This is a genomic window from Aeromonas sp. Y311-2 (assembly GCF_027706025.1).
GTDB classification, from domain to species: Bacteria; Pseudomonadota; Gammaproteobacteria; order Enterobacterales; family Aeromonadaceae; genus Aeromonas; species Aeromonas veronii.
In genome coordinates, this window is the sequence record NZ_JAPDCL010000012.1 from 79,828 (window position 1) to 98,937 (window position 19,110).

Below are 19,110 nucleotides of genomic sequence, written 5' to 3' on the forward strand. Positions count from 1 at the left end.
TTACGGCTCGCATCATGTCCCACAACTCAGGCGTGAAGATATCCAGTTCCAGCAAGATTACTTGCCGCGAACTGCGCGCATCATGTCCCACATAGGCGTGAAGATACCCAGCGCCAGGATCAACACCATTACTGCCACGATCCCGATCAGAATCGGCTCGATGCGGGCGGTGAGACTCTTGAGGTCATAATCCACCTCGCGCTCGTAATACTCGGCTGCTTCGTGCAGCAGGTCATCGACCTGACCGGTCTCCTCACCCACGGCGATCATCTGCATCACCAGCGGGGTGAACAGGCCGCTGCTGCTGGCAGTGCGAAGCAGGCTCTCGCCCCGCTCGATACCGGCGCGCATATCCCGCACCCGCCCCGCCATATAAGCGTTATCCACCGCATCGGCCACCAGGGTCAGCGCCGTGTTCAGCGGCACGCCGGCCTTGAGCATCATGGAAAAACTGCGAGCAAAACGGGCCAGCAGGGAGCGCTCTATGATGGTGCCGACGATCGGCAACTTGAGCTGCCAACGGTGCCAGGTCAGCTTGCCCTTGGGTGTAGCGACCCAACGGCGCCAGCCAAACACCATCCCTGCCAGAATGGCGAGCAGCAGCCACCAGTAGTTGACAAAAAAGTGCGAGGTGGCGAGCAGAATGCGGGTCGCCAGCGGCAACTCCACCCCGAATTTGGCGAACATCCCGGCAAAAACCGGGATAACCATGATATTGAGGATCACCATGGCGATACCGATGGCGATCATCACGAAGCTGGGGTAGCGCATCGCGGTCTTGATCCGCTTGCGAGTCTCCAGCTCCAGCTCGAAATAGTTGGCGAGCTGCAAAAAGGACTCTTCCAGCTGACCTGTGTTCTCACCCACATGGATGATGGCGACGAACAGGCTGCTGAATACCTTGGGGTGCGCCTGCATCGAGCTCGACAGCGGGCGACCGTTACCAAGATCTTCCCCCAGAGAGTGAAGCGCCCGCTTAAGCGGCTTGCTGTGGGTACTCTCCTCCAGCCCGGCGATGGCACGCAGGATCGGGATCCCGGCCCGGGTCAGGGCATACATCTGGCGGCTGAAGATCACCAGCTCATCCAGCTTGACCCCCCCTTCCAGCAACAGTGACCAGTCGATGGCAGCGGATTTGGCCTTGCCCGGTTTGAGCTCGGTGGGCATCACGCCGCGGCGCATCAGCAGCTCGGCGGCGGCCATCTCGTTGGCCGCTTCGACCACGCCACTGGTGGCGTTGCCCTGGCTGTCACGCCCCTTGTAGGCAAAGTTAGCCATCGCTTACCCCAAATCCTCGGCCAGTCGCAGCACCTCATCCACCGAGGTGATCCCCTGACGGGCATAATCGAGGGCAGTGAGGGCCAGCGGCCGGTAATGTTCGTGTTGACGGGCCGCCTTGGCGAACCCTTCCGCATCATTGCGGCGCAGGGCATCCATCATCGGCTGATCCAGCTCCAGTAGCTCGTAGACCCCGATCCGGCCGGAATAACCGGTAAAGTTGCAGCTCTGGCAACCCCGTCCCTTGTGATAGGTGTGTTGACTAGGCGCCTCGCCGGAGAGCACGGTGAGCCAGGTGGCCTGCCCTTCGTCGGGCGCCTTCTCCTCAACGCAGTGTTCACATACCCGCCGCACCAGCCGCTGGGCGACCACCGCCCGCAGGGCGCTCGCCACCAGATAGCCGGGCGCCCCCATGTCGATAAGGCGCAAGGCACTGGTCACCGCATCGTTGGTATGCAGGGTGGTCAGCACCAGGTGACCTGTGATGGCGCCACGCAAGCCGATCTCCACCGTCTCGTTGTCACGCATCTCACCCACCAGCAGGATGTCCGGATCCTGACGCAGGGTGGAGCGCAGCACGTTGGAGAAGGTGAGGCCGATCTTGGGGTTGACCTGCACCTGATTGACGCGGGAGAGACGATACTCCACCGGGTCTTCTACCGTGATGATCTTGTTGCTGGACTGGTTGAGCTCGGAGAGGGCGCCATAGAGGGTGGTGGTCTTGCCGCTACCGGTCGGGCCGGTCACCAGGATCATCCCGTGCGGGCGTTTGAGCTGGCGACGGAAACGGGTCAGGATCTCAGGCGGCATGCCGGTCTCGGTCAGCGACAGGATGCCGGATGATTGATCGAGCAGACGCATCACCACCGACTCGCCATACTGCACCGGCATGGTGGACATCCGCACATCCACATCGCGACCGCGCACCTTCATATTGAAACGGCCATCCTGCGGCAAGCGCTTCTCGGAGATATCGAGCCCCGCCACCAGCTTGAGGCGCAGCACCAGCGCCTGGGCGATGCGCACCTCGTTGAGGATGTTCTCGTGGAGGATACCGTCGATCCGCTGGCGAATGCGCAGCACTTTCTCGTCCGGCTCGATGTGGATATCTGACGCCCCCACCTGCACCGCATCCTCGAACAGGGAGCGCAGCAGCTTGGCCACCGTCGCCTCCCCCTCGTCGTTGGCCCCTAGGTTACTGGAGCCCAGCTCAAAGCCGGAGTCCTGATACTCCTCCTGCAACTGTTCGGCGAAACTCTCAATCTCGCGGGTACGGCGGTAGAGGCGGTCGAAATACTCCAGCAGCTGCCCTTCCCGCGCCACCGCCAGCACCATGATGCGCGGGCTGAGCAGGGCGGCGATGGCATCCAGTGCGCTCAGATCAGCCGGATCCGACATGGCCACCGTCACCTTGTCGTCGGTAAGGTTGACCGCCAGCGCCCGATAACGGCGCGCCTGCACTTCGGGCAGCAGCGGCACCGCGGCGGCGTCGATGGTGAGGTTGTTGAGATCGAAGAAGGGCACATCCAGCTGGCGGGCGAGGAACTGCAACAGCTGCACCTCGCTGATAAAGCCGAGGTCGATGAGAGTGGTGCCCAGCTTGCGGCCGGTCTGACGCTGCTGCTGCAGGGCAAGCTGCAGCTGATCATCAGAGATGATCTGCTCTTGTACCAGCAGGTCGCCGAGGCGCATTTTCAGTCTGGGTTGTGCCATGTTTGCTCCGATCTCTATTACTTCACACCCGTTGCCGCATCCGATTAGGCTTAGCTAATCGAACCTGCTGTTTATCAAGGGGTTAGTTGACCAATTCGTTGTTCCAGCCAATTGGTCGACGCCTCGCCGAGGTTGCCGTGCAGCAAGGCGTTGCGATAGGCATCGAGCGCCCGCTGGCTGTGGCCCTGACCATCCTCGGCCACGCCGAGGCCAAGCCACCAGCGGCCCTGATCCGGCTGTTGACGCAGCAGCTTCACATAGAGCGCCGCCGCATCGGCATTCTGGCCCAGCTCCTGAGTCAGCCCGGCCCAGGTCGCGTAATAGTCCATGTTGCTGGCGAGATCCGGCTGATAGCCGGACAACCAGCCAAGCGCCTGCTGCTGCTGCCCCTCGCTGATGGCAAGGCGGGCCAGTAGCAGACGAAAATCGGCCTGTTGGGGATCGAGCCGGATCCCCTCTTCCAGCAGCTGACGCGCCTCGGTCAGGCGGCCCTCGCCGTAGAGCAGCCCCGCCAGCTGCTCGCGCGCCCCCTGGTTGTAGGGGTCGTGGGCCAGCACCTGATAGTAGTTGTCCTGCGCATCCCGCAGGCTTCCCTTGGCCATGGCGGTCGTCGCCTTGCGCTCCGCCAGTGCCGCCAGCTCCTTGGCCGACAGCTCGACCGTCTCGATCTTCAATACGCTCGGTTTGCGGGGCGTGCTGGCGACGGCCTGCTGCTCTGCCGCCAGTTCGGCGTAAAGCTCGGGCTGCAGCTCTTCATCGGTCGGCTCCGTCTCGTCAACATCGCTGGAGGCATCAAAGGGCGCACCGTCGGCCATGCTGTCCGAGTCACTCTCGCCTGCCTCATCATTCACCTCATCCTGACTTGGCAACGGCAGCGCGGCCGCCACCTCGACCGGCTCGGGCTGGCTGACTGGCGCGGCGGCCCTTGCCACCACATCGGGAGTCACCGCATCGGGGGCGACCACTTCGCTGGCAGCCGTCACGGTATGGGTCTGCTGCCAGTAGATCCAGGCTCGCCAACCGAGGATCCCCAGTGCCAGACCGCAGATCAGGGTCAACAGCAACATCCACCATCCCTGCTGGCGCGCAGGGGCAATATAGACGGCAGCACCTTCGGATCCTTGCTGGCGCCGGTCCAGATCTTTCAGCATCTGGTTGATAACGCTCATGGCCAGACTCCATAAGCCAGGGCGCACCCCAGCAACAGTAACAGGGGCCACCAGTGCCGTGGCGCAAAGCGGCGGGCATCGTCGGTATCGCGAATGGCGAGCCGTACCAGATGGCTATCGATCTGACGCACACCCTGACCATAGGCCAGCATCAGGCACTTCTGCGCCAGGATATTGATAAGTCTCGGGATCCCTCGCGAGGCGCGCCACAACAGACGCATGGCGCGACCTGCAAACAGCGGTGCCCCGCGGTAACCGGAGACCTGCAATCTGTGCTCCAGATAGGCGCGGGTCTCGTCAAAACGTAGCGGCCGCAGGCAGTAGGAGAAGCCAATCCGCTGGCGCAGTTGGCGCAGATGCGGCTTGGCCAGTCTGGCATCCAGCTCCGGCTGGCCGAACAGCACGATCTGCAGCAGCTTGCTCGATTCAGTCTCGAGATTGCCGAACAGGCGGATCGCCTCCAGCGTCTCGTCCGGCAGCGCTTGCGCCTCGTCGATCAGCACAACAACCCGACTGCCCTGCTGGTGCAGGCTGATCAGGTGACGATGGATACGATCGGTCAGATCCAGCTCGCTCTGATCCCGTACCGCCAACCCCAGCTCCAGCGCCAGCGCGATGCGCAGCTCGGCCGGAGTGAGGTGGGGATTGGGCAACCAGGCAAGCCGCACCGGACGCGCTTCCGAACCCAGCTCGCTGAGCAACTTGCGGCAGAGCAGTGTTTTGCCGGTACCCACCTCGCCGGTCACCTTGATAAAGCCCTCCCCCTGCGCCAGCGCCCAGTTGAGCACCTGCAGCGCCTCTTCGTGAGGCGGCAGGCCGTAGTAGAAGCCGGTATTGGGGGTGAGGCTGAACGGCGCCTCCTGCAGGCCGAAGTGGGTCAGGTACATGAGACCTCACCTGCCACGGCAAGCAAGCAGCCTGTGCAGGCAAGGCAGCACAGGCCGTTCGGGATAGGGGTGACCGTATCTGGTGTCATGGGTCAGCCCTTGGCCGGATACCACTTGTCGAGCAGCTCGGAGGAGCGTTGCAGCTCGTTTTGCCAGGTATCTTTCTCCACCACGGTCGGTTTGAGCATGATCACCAGCTCCACCTTCTTGGTGCTCTCGCGGCGGTTGGTAAAGGCTTCACCCACCCAGGGAATATCCCCCAGCAGCGGCACCTTGCTGACGATCTCCTGCTTGTCGGTCTTCATCAGGCCGCCGATAACGATGATGTCACCGTTATTGGCCTGCACCACGGTATCGGATTCGCGGATCGAGCTTTTCGCCAACGGCAACACCAGCGTATCGCTGTCTGTCACCTTTATGGTCTTGGTTTGCTCTTCAGTATCGATAACGGAGGGATGGATATGCAGCAGCACCTTCCCCTCTTCATCGATCTGTGGTGTTACATCCAAAGAGATACCTGAGAAGAAAGGAGTCAACTCTACATTGGGAGTTGTTCGGTCACCGCTCGTCGTGCTCACGGTTGTTGTCGATGCGTTGGTGACGAAGTACTCGTCCGTCCCCACCTTGATCACCGCCTTCTGGTTGTTGGTCGCGGTGACACGGGGGCTGGAGAGGGTATTCACATCGCCCTGAGTCTTGAGCAGGTTGACCGCTACATTGAAGTTGCCGTCAGAGACCTTGAAACCGGCGCCGCCACCCAGTGCAGTGAAGATCTGATTAGGGGTGGTGGGTAACTGGGTATTGGCCAGTGAACCGCCACCGGTAATCCCCTTGTTGCCATCCCAGCTGGCGGAGAGACCGCTCCAGTCCACTCCCTGCTCATACCCTTCGTTGAGGGCAACTTCGATGATCCGCGCCTCCAGCACCACCTGCCGCTTGAGGTGACTATCGGATTGATTCAGGAATTCACGCACCGCCTTGAGCTCTTTCGGGTAGGCGCGAATGGTGACCAGACCCGCCTGCGGGCTGGTGATCACCGCGCGACCATCACCCGTGCCAATCAGGGTCTGCAGAGAATCGCGCAGATCGGTCCAGTAGTCGCTGTTGGTATCGGTCTCGATACGGGTGCCATTGCTGCTGTTGCCGTTCGAGTTGTTGCCGGAGGAGTTATTGGTGCTGTTGTTGTTCGATGCACTGTCAAAACTGCTGTCGCTGCTGTTATTGCTGTCATTGGCCGTCACCCCGCCGGTGCTGACCGAGGTGCGGGAGAGACCACGACGGGACATCATCAGGTAGTTGACCGGGATGGTTTCGGTACGCAGACCCGCCGGATAGATATGGAAGACATTGCCCTTGCGCTGCACGTCGAAGCCGTACATGTCGCCCACCACAGCCAGCACCTCTGGCAGAGTCACATCCTTGAGCTCGACGGAGACCAGCCCGGCCACCCCGGGGTGAACCGCCACGCTGTAGCGGGAGCCCTTGAACAGGGAACCGAAAAACTCTACCGCCTCCACGTCGTGAGCCGCGATACGCAGCCGTTTCTCCGGCATGCCGACCGGCATCTGCGGCCGGTTCAGCTGCAGCAATTCACTTTGCACCGATTTGGGCAAAGCGGTCAGAGGGGCAGCCTGTTTCTGCTGTTCGTTCATGGCCTGTTTGAGAGCATCCTTCGCCTGGGTCGGCTCGGGGTGCTGATACGTGGTACAGCCTGCAGCCATCATGGCCACGGTGATCAGACAGAGACGGTGTTTTTTCATGTAATTAGGGCACCCTGACTTGCAATTAAACTCGATAAAGCCGATTCACCTCTCGAGAGGCAAGCACGACTCAAACCCGGATCTTGCTGGCAAACAGTGTTACCGCATGGCGTTTTCCCGCCTTTTCCAGCACCACGGCATCGGCATTGATGGCCACCAGCGTATAGCCGTCCACCTGTTGCCCGACCCGATAACTCTTGCCATTAAGTACCGCCAGTGCCGGGCCATTGCCCAGCACGACACTCTGCAGCTTCGGCAAACCGGCGCTGCTCTCGCCGGTCGCACGGGCGCCAACCGCCACATCCGCCAGTGGCGCGGTGGGATCCTGCAATACTTCGACCAGCTCCGCCTGTACCAGCAAGCTGAACAGGCAACAGCACAACGCAAACACTCTAGCCACGGATAAACTCCTTGCTGGTACTCAGGGTGTAGATCTCCATCTCCACCACCGCGCCGGGATAGGCCTTGACCTGATAGTCGAACTGCTTCCAGTAGAAGTGACGCGGCAAGGCTTCCAGCGCTTTAAGATATTGATACACATCGAAATAGCCGCCTTCAAGCTGAAGCCGGATACCATGCTTGTAGAGATTGACCTTCTGCTCCCCCGCCATCAGCGGGGTCGGCTCCAGCGAACTGAGCGCCAGCATGTGAAGGTTGGCGGAGCGGGAGAGCAGCGCCTCCAGCACCAGCGGCATCTCGTGCGCCGGGATCAGATCGACGGTCTGTGCCTTCAGCTCATCGTCGATCCGGGCCAGATCCGCTTCGATCTGCGCCAGCTGGTCGCGAACTCCCTGATTGGGATCCCGCTTGAGCCGTGCCTGTTTGCCGAGGTTTTCCAACTCCATGATCTCGAGGTCACGCTCGGCGGCACTCAGGGCCATGCGATCCTGCTGCAGGCGGGTATCGGCGCCATCGATCCAGCCGTAGAGTCCGGCCGCGCCCAGCAACACCAAACCAGTCAGCAGGATCAACACCCGCTCCCGCTGGCTCAACACGGCGATACGCTGGCCCCATGCCTGCCATTGTGCTTTCAGGTTCATCAGGGTTTCTCCCGCGCAATGCCGCTCAACTGGAAGGTCAGGCGACCCTCCTTGTCACGGCCGAGGGTCAGTTCACCAAACTCCTTGCCCACCAGACTCGGGGTCTGCTTGAAGCGGTTGACCCAGGCCGGTACATCCTGACTGCGTCCGGCAAAGCCGGAGAGGTTGATCCGCCCTTCGTTGATCTCGATGCGCTGCAACGAGAGGTTGCTGTTGCGAATGCGGGAGAGATCCGCCATCACGCTGGCGTAGCCCTGGGATTTTTGCAGGGTCAGGCTGCCCAATTGGCGCATCAGCCCCTGTTTGGCCGTCAGCTCATCCTGCTTGTTGACCAGTTGCTGTTGCAGCCGGGGATCTGCCTGATGGCGCGCCAGCTCGGCATCGAGCCGCTGCGCCTCGCTACGCTTGAGTTCCAGCTCGGCAGAGCGCTGCGCCAGCGCCCGGCTGACCTGCTGCTGCTGCCAGCTGTAACCGACACCCGTCAACAGGATCAGCAGCAGTGCAAAGCCCCATACCAGCGCCATCTGATTGAGGCTGGCCCACTGCCGCTTGGGGCGAAACTCGGCGCCATAGAGGTTTATCTGACGTTTCATCACGCATCCTCCCCGATGGCGGCTGCGTAGGCCGAGAGGTATTCGACGCCGGCCAGGATCGCCTTGTTGGCCATGGCGGAGACGGCAAAGCCGAAGGTCTGCTCCATGTGGCGCACCAGGGTACCGATAAAGGGCGAGGCGACGGCAAACTGCATCTGCCCCAGCTCGGGCAATTTCAGCTGGCCCGCCAGATAGTCGAGAGAGCGCTGGATCTCCAGCGCCAATGAATCGAGCAGCATGCTGTCCGGCTCATGTTCGCCAGTCAGGCTGGTAAAACCGCGCAGCTGGCGGGAGAAGCAGAGCCCGCCCTGATGGAAGACCAGCAGTTGCAGATCCTGCCCCTTGGGCTGCCACAGCAGCATGCGCACCGTGTCATCCGCGTCATAGAGAGAGGTGAGCGCCAATTCGTCGCTGATGATGGATTGCAGGGTAGCGATGCCATTGATGGCATCGGCCAGCTGTTGCACCCGGCTCTTGGGCAAGCAGATCACATTGATGCGCGGACGACCGGCAGGCGGGGTGGGCAAGTCCACATAATCCATCGCCAGTTGCAGCACGGGTTCGCTGACATAGTCCTTGATGGCCCAGGGAAGCGCCCCCGCCATCTCGGCGTCAGGCACGGCAGGCTTGTCGATCTGGATCTGTTGATAAAGGCTGGCGGCGAGGGCCACCCGCACCGTAGACTTGGCCAGCCCATGGCGGCTGAACAGCTCGTTCATGGCCACTGCCCACTCCTGTGGGCCGTTGATGGTGCGCGTCGCGAAGACGGGGGGATTGCCCACCGCAGCCAGCATGATCCTGTCATTGGCCAGCAAGAGCCCGACCTGGCGGCTTGGCGTCGACCGTCTGAACAGTTGTTTCATGTAAGCCCGCCCATCAATAGTGATTAAATGTATGAAATATTAACATAAACAGCAGATTAGCCTCCAGATTAAAAGACGGACTCACCATTGCAAGCCAACCTTTCCGCCGAGTCAGAGGGTCAAGCCATCCTCCCTTCCCCCCTGCAACACCTCCACCATCCGCTGCTGACCCGCTATGGCGTCGAGCTGTGGTGCAAGCGGGATGATCTGATCCATTCAGCCATCTCCGGCAACAAGTGGCGCAAGCTCAAATACCACCTGCGGCATGCCAAAGAACACGGCAAACGGCATCTGCTCTCGTTTGGCGGCGCCTACTCCAATCATATCCACGCGCTGGCGGCAGCGGGGTGCCAATCTGGTCTTCGTACTACCGGTATCATACGGGGCGAATATGACGCCGTCAGTAACTCTACCCTGCGGGATGCCCGGCGCTGGGGCATGGATCTCGTTTTCGTCGACCGCCAGAGTTACCGGCGACGGCAGGATCCCGACTGGCTGGCCCAATTCGATGCACCCGATACCCTGATCGTGCCGGAAGGGGGTAGCAGCCCACTGGCCATCCCCGGCGTGGCGGAACTGGTCGGCGAGGTGCCCTTCTCGCCGGATCTCTGGGTACTGCCCTGCGCCAGCGGCGGCACTCTGGCGGGCCTGATCGCTGGCAAACGGGATCGGGAGCAGATCCTCGCCATTGCGGTACTGAAAGGAGGCGGCTTTATCGCTGACGAGGTGTGTCGCCTCCATCCCGCGGCTGCCAATATCCCCGGCTGGCGCATCGCGCTCGATCACCACGATGGTGGCTATGCCAAGTTCAGCCCGGCCCTCTGGCAGTGGGTGCAGAATTTCAGCGCAACGACCGATCTGCCCCTTGAGCCTATCTACAGCGGCAAGGCGATGTGGGGGCTATTTCGCGAGCTGGCGGCAGGCCGTATCGCCCCCGGCAGCAAAATCGTCTTTATCCACACTGGCGGCATGCAGGGGCTCGCCGGGCTGCGTGAGCAGGGGCGACTGTGACCCCCATCTGACGGCAACCACAAACAACAGAGGGTCGCCCCAAGGCGACCCTCTGTTGTTTATCTCAATCACCAGCCGGTTCCAGCACCAGACGCTGGGGTTCGGCAAACCAGGGCCCCTGCCCGGCATGCACCCCGAGGTGGCGCAGCATCTTCCACTCGTCGCCACTCTCGACTCCCACTGCCAGCACCCGGGTGCGGGTATTGGCGCAGCCCCCCACCAAACTGCGTACCGCCATCTGGTTGACCTGACGGGCATGGATCTCCCGCACCAGACTAGGGTGCAGCTTGAGGAAGTTGATCTCGAACTCCTTGATGTACTGGGTGCTCACCACATCCTGACCGGCATGATCGATGGCCAGCTGGCAGCCCAGCATCCGCAGGGAGCGCAGCGGCCGCTTGAGCGCCTCGAAGTGGCGGGTCACCTGGGATTCCGAGAGTTGCAGGATCAACCGCTCGTTGGTGCTGCGCGGCAGCTGGAACAGGGCGAAGAAGAGCCAGCGCTGGAACTCGCGGTTGAGCAGGCTCTGGGCACTGAGGGTCAGGCTGATGGGGCAGCTCTGCTCGGAGCGCTGGCGCAGCAGGGTGAGGGTCTGCTCCGCCACCAGCCGATCCAGTTGCAGCAACAAGCCCACCTTCTCCGCCATCGGCATGAAGATCCCCGCCTGCAGGGCACGCCCCTGCTCGTCGTGCAGATAGGTGAGCAGCTCCTGCTGCAGCACCACCTGCCCCCGATCCTGCTGGATCGGCTGGGTATAAAATTCGATGCCGTGCTCTTCGAGACGGCGGCTGATCAGGGTGCGCCAGCGTACCGTGCCCTTGCTGCTCTGCTCCTCATCCAGCTGCTTCTCGTATAGGAACCAGCCGTTGTGGCCCTGCAGACGGGCGCTCTTGAGGGCCAGCTCCGCCTCCTCCTGCACCTTGAGCAGGCTGTCTTGTGCCTGATAACAGACGGCGCCGAGATAGACCGCCGTCTCCGGGTTGACCTCCTGCGGCCAATGCAGCCGTTGCAGGCTCTTGAGCAGCTGGCTGGCGCTATCCACCATCTCGCTCTCGGACATATTGGGCAGCAGCACCGCAAAAACCTGACCGGCATAGCGGGCCTGCAGGGCACCGTTGTGTTTGCGCACGAAGGCACCTATGGTGGCGCTCGCCTCCATCATCAAATCATGCCCCAGCAGTTCGAACTGATCGGCCTCCAGCTCCTCCAGACAGGCGAGATCGATCAGCAGCACGCCGCCGCTCATCACACTCGCCTCCATGATGGCGCTCTCCAGCCGGTTGTCGAAAAACAGCCGGTTGCCGATGCCGGTCATCTTGTCGACGAAGGCGTTGCTGCGAATGAAGTTGTCGAAGCGGCTGCGCTCCTTGCGGGCATCCGCCAGCTCGGCGAGCAAATGATCGAGGGCCTGACTGGCGGCCACCGGCCACTCTTCGGCGGGGTCATGACTCAGTTTGGAGAGCTTGTCATCGAGGATCAGCTGGGCGCGAATGCCCAGCAGCTCGGCCCCGCGCAACTGCTGGCGCAGCCAGCGGATGGAGTACCAGAGACCGAACACCACGATAAAGATGCCCAGCGAGATGCCAGACATCGCCTTGATGGAGTATTCCGCCTCCTTGAAGGGGCGCTCCAGTTTGAAGTTGGCCTGCATGCCGGCCTGATGGGGCAGCGGGTGGCTGTATGGCACCAGCAGCTGTTCGTCGACCGGATTGCGCACATCGCGGAACCAGTAGACCCGCTGGTTATTCTGGCGCACCTCCAGCTCTACCACATGGGCAGCCCGCAGCAGAGTGGGCAGCCAGTGGCTCATATCTTCCATGTCGTGAGCAACATCGAGCTGCTTGTCGATCACCTCGACCAGCGCATCCACCTTCTTTTGCTGCAACTCCATGCCCAGCTCGCGAAAGCTGAACACCCCGCCAATCAGCACGGTCGCCATGGCTGCGATCACGCAAAGGGTGATAAATGAGACAAGCTGTGTAGTAAGTTTCATGCGCCTTTCCGTATGCCCAGCATCATCCATGTCGCCTCATGGTAGCAGCGGCGATCGGGCCACAGCTATGGATGAAGATCCCGCTTCTGCAATTTAAGCGGGCAAGCATAACCCAAAGCAGAGGGAGAATACCAAGGATGACGGGCTACAGATGCGGGAAAGGGCGGGATGACAGACAGAAAAATGGTCCCTCAAAGGGGACCAAAAGGAACACTCATATCAAAACTAACACTCTGTGCTACTGACAAAAAACAGATACAGGAGTATTGAACACACGGTGAGTCAAACCGCAGGGCTACTCTAATGCAGTTCGGATAAGCTGAGCAATTGTCATTTATGACAGGTCAGCGATTGAATCTAGCCAAAGTTAATAATAAACACATTTAAAATCATGCAGTTAAAAAATCAATCAACAAGTGTGACAACTCGGACTCAAATTGATTGCACTAATGCTCTATGATGGCTAAGTCCATTTGTGTCTCATGAAACTGGCAGGTACTTCCTTTGCGTAAATCACCCGTCTGGATCGCTCTGTTGCTGTTCGTCCTGCCTGTCGTGGGCAGCCAGTTTCTCGGCCTGTGGTTTGCCAAGCCGATGGCCTTTCATATGCTGGAAGAGAAGGTTGCCGAGCTCAAGGGGGCCATGGCCGTACGCCACCGGGAGCTGGATGCCGCCATCAACAAACAGCTGGCACAATTTGAGTTCAACTGCGGCGCCAAAGACATGGAGCTGCTGCGCGATCCGCGCTTCTACAGCGCTCATATCCGCCTGCAAGGGCTGGAGCTCGTCTCCGGCAACAGCTGCTCCAGCCTGGGGGTGGAGATCCCGCTGATCAAAGAGCTCCAGAATAGCGGGCAGAAGTTCGGCAAACTGGGGATCACCGCCACAGTGGCCAAATACAATACCGAACAGGAGCTGGTGGCCTTTTACCGATCCGGTGACAACCTCGCCTACTGGGTGCTGGATAACAGCTGGAGCCACGACCTGCTGCAACACCCCTGCAGCCACTGCTTCTATCTGGAGTTCAGCCGACAGGATACCGATGCAAGCACAGTCCACTTTCCCCGTGGCGACAAGGAGATCAAACAGGAAGAGAGCAATATCAGCCTGAGTTTCTTCGATCCCAATGAACTCACCAAACAGACGGTCTGGGCGGGAAAAGCGCTGGAGCAATATGCCCATGACCAACTCAATCACTACGGTCTCTGGTTCGGTATCGCACTCGGCGCCCTGTTAAGTGTCACATACTGGCTGCTGCGCAGCTATCGGCGCTCCCTCAAAGGACTGCTGCAAACAGGATTGATACGCAAGGAATTTATTCCCCTCTACCAGCCGATAGTGGATGCCCGTACCCACCAAGTGGTGGGATTCGAGGCGCTGCTGCGCTGGCAGCGGGGAAACGAGCAGATCCCTCCGGGCACCTTTATCGAATATGCAGAAGAGCAGGGGCTGATCCTGCCGATGACCGAACAGTTGCTGGAGCAGGTGATCACCGACCTGCCGCAGCTGGCACCGGAGCAGTGGGTCAGCGTCAATCTGGTGGCGGCCCATATCGAGCAGCCCCTGCTGCGCACCCTGCTCGCTCACAGCCAAAACCCCTCACCCACCCGGCTCACCTTCGAGCTGACGGAGCGCAAGCCGATCCTCGACATCAAGGCGGCCACCGAGGAGATCACCCTGCTGCAACAGATGGGGTATCACTTCAAGCTGGATGATTTCGGTACCGGCTACGGCGGCTTTGCCTACCTGCAGAGCCTGGGGATCCGCCAAATCAAGATCGACAAGATGTTCGTCGATACCATAGGTACCAACGACCTCAAGCGCAGCGTACTGGATGCCATCATCGTCTTCGGTCGGGAATCGGGCATGGAGATGATCGCCGAAGGGGTCGAGAGCCAGCTGCAGGTCGACTATCTGAGCCAGCACGGCGTCTATCTGATCCAGGGCTACTTCTTCGGCAAACCCATGCCGCTGAAGATACTGACCCACTGGCAACGGGAGTGGCAGCTGCAACACCAGCAGGCCAGCTAACACAGAGATGGCAGGATTTGGCTGCGAAATGGCCTGGCTATACGCTCGGCATCACCAAAGAGGTGCCGATGGCCGGTAAGCCCCCCAGCAGACCCGGGCCCGGCTCCATGGTGAAATCGAACCACCTCCTGCCACCCCTTATTTACATTCAGCAACAAAATGATCTGCCCTGACGGGGATAACAACCTTTATCATAAGGAGCCGGTTATTGCGCAACCGATAACCGTGCAGCCTGTTTACGTCATCCGGTCGTCCAGACCCCCAATAGAGAACCATTGCCTATGAAGACAGTTATCCGGCAAGAGATTGCCCTGCCCGTTGGCCTGCTGACCCTGCTCTTTTTCAAGACCCTGGGCAGTGACCTGCTGACAGAGACAACTCCGCTCGGGATCTATCTTCCGGTTTCAGCGGCACTACTGGCCATCGTCACCTGGGCCATCTTCTCGGTGGTGCGCCACTCCGATGCCCTCGCCATCAAGCTGGGCGAGCCCTTCGGCACCCTGATCCTCACCCTCTCGGTCATCTCACTGGAGGTGGTGATGATCTCCTCGGTGATGCTGACCGGTGAACCCAACCCCACCATGGCCCGCGATACCATGTTTGCGGTAGTGATGCTGGTGAGTACCGGTCTGGTGGGCTTCACCCTGCTGTTTGGCGGCTGGCGCTACCACACCCAGAGCTTCAATCTGGACGGGGTCAAATCCTATCTGGTGGCCATCATCCCGCTGGCCCTGCTCTGTCTGGTGCTGCCCAACTTCACCGAGGGCGGTGCAATCGGCAGTATGTCGCGCGCCATGTCGTGGATGCTGATCATCATCTCGATCCTGCTCTACGGGGTCTTTCTGCTGATCCAGACCCGCAGCCACAGCCACTTCTTCGTCGACAGCGATCACGAGGATTATGAGGAGCACCACGGCCCGCTGCAGAGCAACGTCTATCACACCATCCTGCTGCTCGCCTACCTGCTGGTGGTAATCCTGCTGGCCAAGACCCTGGCCATCCCCATCAACTACGGGGTGCATGTGATGGACGCGCCCGCCGCACTGGGCGGCTTTATCGTGGCCTGCATCGTGCTGGCCCCCGAAGCAGTCGGCGCCATCAAGGCCGCTTTCAACAACCAGCTGCAACGGGCCATGAACCTCTACTTCGGCTCTGTGCTGGCCACCATCGCCCTCACCGTGCCTGCCGTGCTCTTTATCGGCTCCATGCTGGGTCAGGAGGTGCGCCTCGGCCTCTCCCCCGCCGATATGGTGCTGCTGGTCACGACCTTGATGGTCTGTAAAGTGACCTTCAGCAGCGGCCGCACCAATGTGCTCCATGGTGCGACCCATCTGGTGTTGTTTGTGGTCTATCTGTTCCTGATGTTCGAACACGAATAACCGCGTTCAACCAACGTCAGAAACGCAAAGACCGCCCGATGGGCGGTCTTTTGTCATCTGCTCCCGGCTCTCACCGGCGCCAGTGAAGCGGCTTTCCCCTCATCCCCCACCCTTCTCCCGCCAGAGGAGAAGGGTGATCAAGGCTTACAGGCTGGGCAGCACCCCGGCCGGGATCAGATCGTTGTAGCTGGCACGGCCCAGCAGGGCGGCGGCCGCTTCGATGTCCGGCGCGAAGTACCTGTCCTTGTCGTAGAAGCTCACCTCTGCCCGCAGTCGCCCCTTGGCCAGCTCGATCAGCGCGGTACTGCGCAGCGGCGCGCGAAAATCGAGCCCCTGTGCCGCCGCCAGCAGTTCAACTGCCAGAATGCCGCGGGTGTTCTCGGCCATATCGGCAAGCCGGCGGCCAGCGAAGGTCGCCATGGAGACGTGATCCTCCTGATTGGCGGAAGTGGGCAGACTATCCACCGAGGCGGGATGGGCCAGGGTCTTGTTCTCGGAGGCCAGCGCCGCCGAGGTGACCTGAGCGATCATAAAGCCGGAGTTGACCCCGCCGTTGTTGACCAGAAACGCCGGCAGACCGGACATCCGAGAGTCGATCAGCAGCGCCATGCGCCGCTCGGAGAGGGAACCTATCTCGGCGATGGCCAGCGCCAGATTATCGGCGGCGAAGGCAACAGGTTCTGCGTGGAAGTTGCCGCCGGAGAGGATCTCCTCGTCATCGGCAAACACCAGCGGGTTGTCGGAGACCGCGTTGGCCTCGCACACCAGCACCTCGGCGGCGTGGCGGATCTGGGTCAGGCAGGCACCCATCACCTGCGGCTGGCAGCGCAAGGAGTAGGGATCCTGCACCTTCTCGCAGTTGTGATGGGACATGCCGATCTCGCTGCCATCCACCAGCAGGTGGCGATAGCAGGCGGCCGCATCGATCTGGCCACGCTGACCGCGCACTTCGTGGATGCGAGCATCGAACGGCCGACGGCTGCCAAGGGCGGCTTCCACACTCATGGCACCTATGGTGATGGCACCAGCGAACAGATCCTCGGCATGGAACAGCCCTTCCAGCGCGAAGGCGGTGCTCGCCTGAGTGCCGTTAAGCAGCGCCAATCCTTCTTTGGGTGCCAGCGCGATGGGCTCCAGCCCGGCAATTTTCAGCGCCGTAGCGGCGTCGATCAGCTCGCCCTTGTGGCGAGCCTTGCCTTCACCGATCAGCAAGCAGCTCATATGGGCCAGCGGCGCCAGATCGCCGGAGGCGCCGACGGAACCCTTCTTCGGCACCACCGGATAGACTTCGGCGTTGATGAGGGTCATCAGGGCCTCAAGCACCGTCAGGCGGATGCCGGAGAAGCCGCGCGCCAGCGAGTTGAGCTTGAGCACCATCATCAGCCGCACGGTGGCGTCATCCATGTACTCGCCAATCCCTGCCGCGTGGGAAAGCACGATGGAGCGCTGAAGCTCGTCCAGCTGCTCCACCGGAATGCGGGTGTTGGCCAACAGGCCAAAGCCGGTGTTGATGCCATACACCACCCGGTTTTGCTCGATCACCTTGGTGACCACGGCGGCGGAGGCGTGGATCCCCGGCAGGGCGGCCGGATCCAGTGAAACATGTACCGGCTCGCGGCTGACGCGGCGCAGGGTGGCAAGATCCAGCTCGCCCGGAGTAATAGTCAATTCAAACATGGTGTTACACCTTTCCTTTGACACCGTTGGCGCCGTCAATCATCGGCAGATCCAGTTTCGCCTCATGGGCACAGTTGATGGCAATCTCGTAGCCCGCATCGGCGTGACGCATCACCCCGGTGGCCGGGTCGTTGCGCAGCACCCGACCGACCCGCTTGGCAGCATCATCGGAGCCGTCACAGACGATCACCACGCCGGAGTGCTGGGAGAAGCCCATGCCGACTCCGCCGCCGTGGTGCAGCGACACCCAGGTCGCGCCACCGGCGGTGTTGAGCAGGGCGTTGAGCAGCGGCCAGTCGGAGACGGCATCGGAGCCATCCATCATCGACTCGGTCTCGCGGTTCGGGCTCGCCACCGAGCCGGAATCCAGATGGTCGCGACCGATGACGATGGGGGCTTTCAGCTCGCCATTCCTGACCATCTCGTTGAAGGCCAGTCCTAGGCGTACCCGATCCTTGACCCCGACCCAGCAGATCCGCGCCGGCAGCCCCTGAAACGCGATGCGCTCGCGGGCCATGTCGAGCCAGTTGTGCAGGTGAGGATCATCCGGGATCAGCTCTTTCACCTTCTGATCTGTCTTGTAGATATCTTCCGGATCGCCGGAGAGGGCCACCCAGCGGAACGGGCCAATCCCCTCGCAGAACAGCGGGCGAATGTAGGCGGGGACGAAGCCGGGGAAGTCGAAGGCGTTCGCAACCCCCTCCTCCAGCGCCATCTGGCGGATGTTGTTGCCGTAATCCAGAGTCGCCGCGCCGCGCTCTTGCAGGGTCAGCATCGCCTCCACCTGACGGGCCATGGAGCGACGAGCGGCCAGATTCACCTCCTGCGGGGCACTCTGCTGTAGCTCGCGCCACTTGGCCACGCTCCAGCCCTGCGGCAGGTAGCCGTGCACCGGGTCGTGGGCGGAGGTCTGGTCGGTCACCACATCCGGTGTGATACCTCGGGCCACCAGCTCGGCGAAGACGTCGGCGGCGTTGCCGAGCAGACCGATGGAGATGGCGGTGCCGCTCTGTTTGGCCTCTTCGATCATGGCCAGCGCCTCATCCAGACTGTGAGCCTTCTTGTCCACATAACGGGTGCGCAGACGAAAATCGATGCGGGTCTCGTCGCACTCGACGGCGATCATCGAGAAGCCGGCCATGGTGGCGGCCAGCGGCTGGGCGCCGCCCATGCCGCCGAGCCCACCGGTGAGGATCCAGCGGCCCGCAGGCGAGCCGTTGAAGTGCTGGTTGGCCACCGCGAAGAAGGTTTCGTAGGTGCCCTGCACTATCCCCTGGGTGCCGATGTAGATCCAGGAACCCGCAGTCATCTGGCCGTACATCATCAGGCCCTTCTTATCGAGCTCGTTGAAGTGCTCCCAGTTGGCCCAATGCGGCACCAGATTGGAGTTGGCGATCAGCACCCGCGGCGCATCCTTGTGGGTCTGGAACACCCCGACCGGCTTGCCGGATTGCACCAGCAGGGTCTGATCCTCCTCGAGCCGGGTCAGCACCTCGACGATCTTGTCAAAGCAGGCCCAGTTGCGGGCAGCGCGACCGATGCCGCCATAGACCACCAGCGACTGGGGATGCTCGGCCACCTCGGGGTCCAGGTTGTTCATCAGCATCCGCAGCGGCGCCTCGGTGAGCCAGCTCTTGGCGGTCAGCTCGGTACCGCGCGGGGCACGGATCACGCGGTTAGGATCATGACGGGGATCCAGCTGTTGCACAGACATAC

General features: G+C 61.3%; 15 protein-coding genes. 3 read left to right on the plus strand and 12 right to left on the minus strand.

The window, feature by feature from the left end:
* Nucleotides 1–57 precede the first annotated feature (57 nt).
* The 9 genes from OKC42_RS12850 to OKC42_RS12890 all read right to left on the minus strand — a co-directional run bounded on the left by OKC42_RS12850 (nt 58) and on the right by OKC42_RS12890 (nt 9,303).
* Nucleotides 58–1,278, minus strand: coding sequence for a type II secretion system F family protein (locus tag OKC42_RS12850; protein ID WP_201954084.1), 1,221 nt, complete (start codon nt 1,276–1,278; stop codon nt 58–60).
* A 3-nt stretch (nt 1,279–1,281) separates the two neighbouring features.
* Nucleotides 1,282–2,991 (minus strand): MSHA fimbrial ATPase MshE, encoded by a 1,710-nt coding sequence (gene mshE, locus OKC42_RS12855; protein ID WP_201954081.1) that lies wholly within the window; start codon nt 2,989–2,991, stop codon nt 1,282–1,284.
* Nucleotides 2,992–3,065: 74 nt separating this feature from the next.
* Complete coding sequence (locus tag OKC42_RS12860; protein WP_270819883.1) at nt 3,066–4,160, minus strand: tetratricopeptide repeat protein; 1,095 nt, start codon at nt 4,158–4,160, stop codon at nt 3,066–3,068.
* Nucleotides 4,157–5,047: an MSHA fimbrial biogenesis protein MshM gene (gene mshM, locus OKC42_RS12865; RefSeq protein ID WP_144715982.1), complete on the minus strand. Its 891-nt coding sequence runs from the start codon at nt 5,045–5,047 to the stop codon at nt 4,157–4,159. Before mshM ends, OKC42_RS12860 begins: the two co-directional genes overlap by 4 nt.
* A gap of 92 nt (nt 5,048–5,139) precedes the next feature.
* On the minus strand, nt 5,140–6,807 hold the full coding sequence (mshL, locus tag OKC42_RS12870) for a pilus (MSHA type) biogenesis protein MshL (RefSeq protein ID WP_043826241.1): 1,668 nt from the start codon (nt 6,805–6,807) through the stop codon (nt 5,140–5,142).
* 70 nt (nt 6,808–6,877) lie between these two features.
* Nucleotides 6,878–7,207, minus strand: a complete 330-nt coding sequence (locus tag OKC42_RS12875; RefSeq protein WP_144715981.1) for a SctD/MshK family protein — start codon at nt 7,205–7,207, stop codon at nt 6,878–6,880.
* On the minus strand, nt 7,200–7,847 hold the full coding sequence (locus OKC42_RS12880) for an MSHA biogenesis protein MshJ (protein ID WP_144715980.1): 648 nt from the start codon (nt 7,845–7,847) through the stop codon (nt 7,200–7,202). Before OKC42_RS12880 ends, OKC42_RS12875 begins: the two co-directional genes overlap by 8 nt.
* Nucleotides 7,847–8,440, minus strand: coding sequence for a PilN domain-containing protein (locus OKC42_RS12885; RefSeq protein WP_005348605.1), 594 nt, complete (start codon nt 8,438–8,440; stop codon nt 7,847–7,849). The genes OKC42_RS12880 and OKC42_RS12885 overlap by 1 nt, the downstream gene beginning before the upstream one ends.
* A complete protein-coding gene (locus OKC42_RS12890) occupies nt 8,440–9,303 on the minus strand; it encodes a hypothetical protein (RefSeq protein WP_040069497.1) in 864 nt (287 codons plus the stop codon). The genes OKC42_RS12885 and OKC42_RS12890 overlap by 1 nt, the downstream gene beginning before the upstream one ends.
* A gap of 87 nt (nt 9,304–9,390) precedes the next feature.
* Here OKC42_RS12890 and OKC42_RS12895 point away from each other — a divergent pair, with 87 nt between their 5' ends.
* On the plus strand, nt 9,391–10,314 hold the full coding sequence (locus tag OKC42_RS12895; protein WP_144715979.1) for a 1-aminocyclopropane-1-carboxylate deaminase/D-cysteine desulfhydrase: 924 nt from the start codon (nt 9,391–9,393) through the stop codon (nt 10,312–10,314).
* Nucleotides 10,315–10,378: 64 nt separating this feature from the next.
* On the opposite strand, the gene OKC42_RS12900 is transcribed toward OKC42_RS12895, so the two are convergent.
* On the minus strand, nt 10,379–12,307 hold the full coding sequence (locus OKC42_RS12900) for an EAL domain-containing protein (RefSeq protein WP_058059990.1): 1,929 nt from the start codon (nt 12,305–12,307) through the stop codon (nt 10,379–10,381).
* 504 nt (nt 12,308–12,811) lie between these two features.
* Between OKC42_RS12900 and OKC42_RS12905 the strand changes: the two genes are divergently transcribed.
* Nucleotides 12,812–14,338 carry an EAL domain-containing protein gene (locus OKC42_RS12905; protein WP_265783897.1) on the plus strand — a complete coding sequence of 509 codons (1,527 nt, stop codon included), beginning with the start codon at nt 12,812–12,814 and terminating at the stop codon, nt 14,336–14,338.
* A 281-nt stretch (nt 14,339–14,619) separates the two neighbouring features.
* The gene (locus OKC42_RS12910) at nt 14,620–15,717 is read left to right on the plus strand and encodes a calcium:proton antiporter (protein WP_005357691.1); all 1,098 of its coding nucleotides are present in this window, start codon (nt 14,620–14,622) and stop codon (nt 15,715–15,717) included.
* Between the two features lie 144 nt (nt 15,718–15,861).
* Here the strand turns inward: OKC42_RS12910 and hutH are convergent, their stop codons facing one another.
* Together hutH and hutU are read right to left on the minus strand one after the other, a co-directional pair.
* Nucleotides 15,862–17,394, minus strand: a complete 1,533-nt coding sequence (hutH, locus tag OKC42_RS12915; protein ID WP_265783896.1) for a histidine ammonia-lyase — start codon at nt 17,392–17,394, stop codon at nt 15,862–15,864.
* A gap of 4 nt (nt 17,395–17,398) precedes the next feature.
* Nucleotides 17,399–19,108: a urocanate hydratase gene (hutU, locus tag OKC42_RS12920; RefSeq protein ID WP_270819886.1), complete on the minus strand. Its 1,710-nt coding sequence runs from the start codon at nt 19,106–19,108 to the stop codon at nt 17,399–17,401.
* Between the last annotated feature and the right edge of the window lie 2 nt (nt 19,109–19,110).

Coding starts and splice junctions, on each gene's coding strand:
- OKC42_RS12850 (WP_201954084.1), bottom strand. CDS start 1,278: ATGGCTAACTTTGCCTACAAGGGGCGTGACAGCCAGGGCAACGCCACC.
- mshE (WP_201954081.1), bottom strand. CDS start 2,991: ATGGCACAACCCAGACTGAAAATGCGCCTCGGCGACCTGCTGGTACAA.
- OKC42_RS12860 (WP_270819883.1), bottom strand. CDS start 4,160: ATGAGCGTTATCAACCAGATGCTGAAAGATCTGGACCGGCGCCAGCAA.
- mshM (WP_144715982.1), bottom strand. CDS start 5,047: ATGTACCTGACCCACTTCGGCCTGCAGGAGGCGCCGTTCAGCCTCACC.
- mshL (WP_043826241.1), bottom strand. CDS start 6,807: ATGAAAAAACACCGTCTCTGTCTGATCACCGTGGCCATGATGGCTGCA.
- OKC42_RS12880 (WP_144715980.1), bottom strand. CDS start 7,847: ATGAACCTGAAAGCACAATGGCAGGCATGGGGCCAGCGTATCGCCGTG.
- OKC42_RS12885 (WP_005348605.1), bottom strand. CDS start 8,440: ATGAAACGTCAGATAAACCTCTATGGCGCCGAGTTTCGCCCCAAGCGG.
- OKC42_RS12890 (WP_040069497.1), bottom strand. CDS start 9,303: ATGAAACAACTGTTCAGACGGTCGACGCCAAGCCGCCAGGTCGGGCTC.
- OKC42_RS12900 (WP_058059990.1), bottom strand. CDS start 12,307: ATGAAACTTACTACACAGCTTGTCTCATTTATCACCCTTTGCGTGATC.
- OKC42_RS12910 (WP_005357691.1), top strand. CDS start 14,620: ATGAAGACAGTTATCCGGCAAGAGATTGCCCTGCCCGTTGGCCTGCTG.
- hutH (WP_265783896.1), bottom strand. CDS start 17,394: ATGTTTGAATTGACTATTACTCCGGGCGAGCTGGATCTTGCCACCCTG.
- hutU (WP_270819886.1), bottom strand. CDS start 19,108: ATGTCTGTGCAACAGCTGGATCCCCGTCATGATCCTAACCGCGTGATC.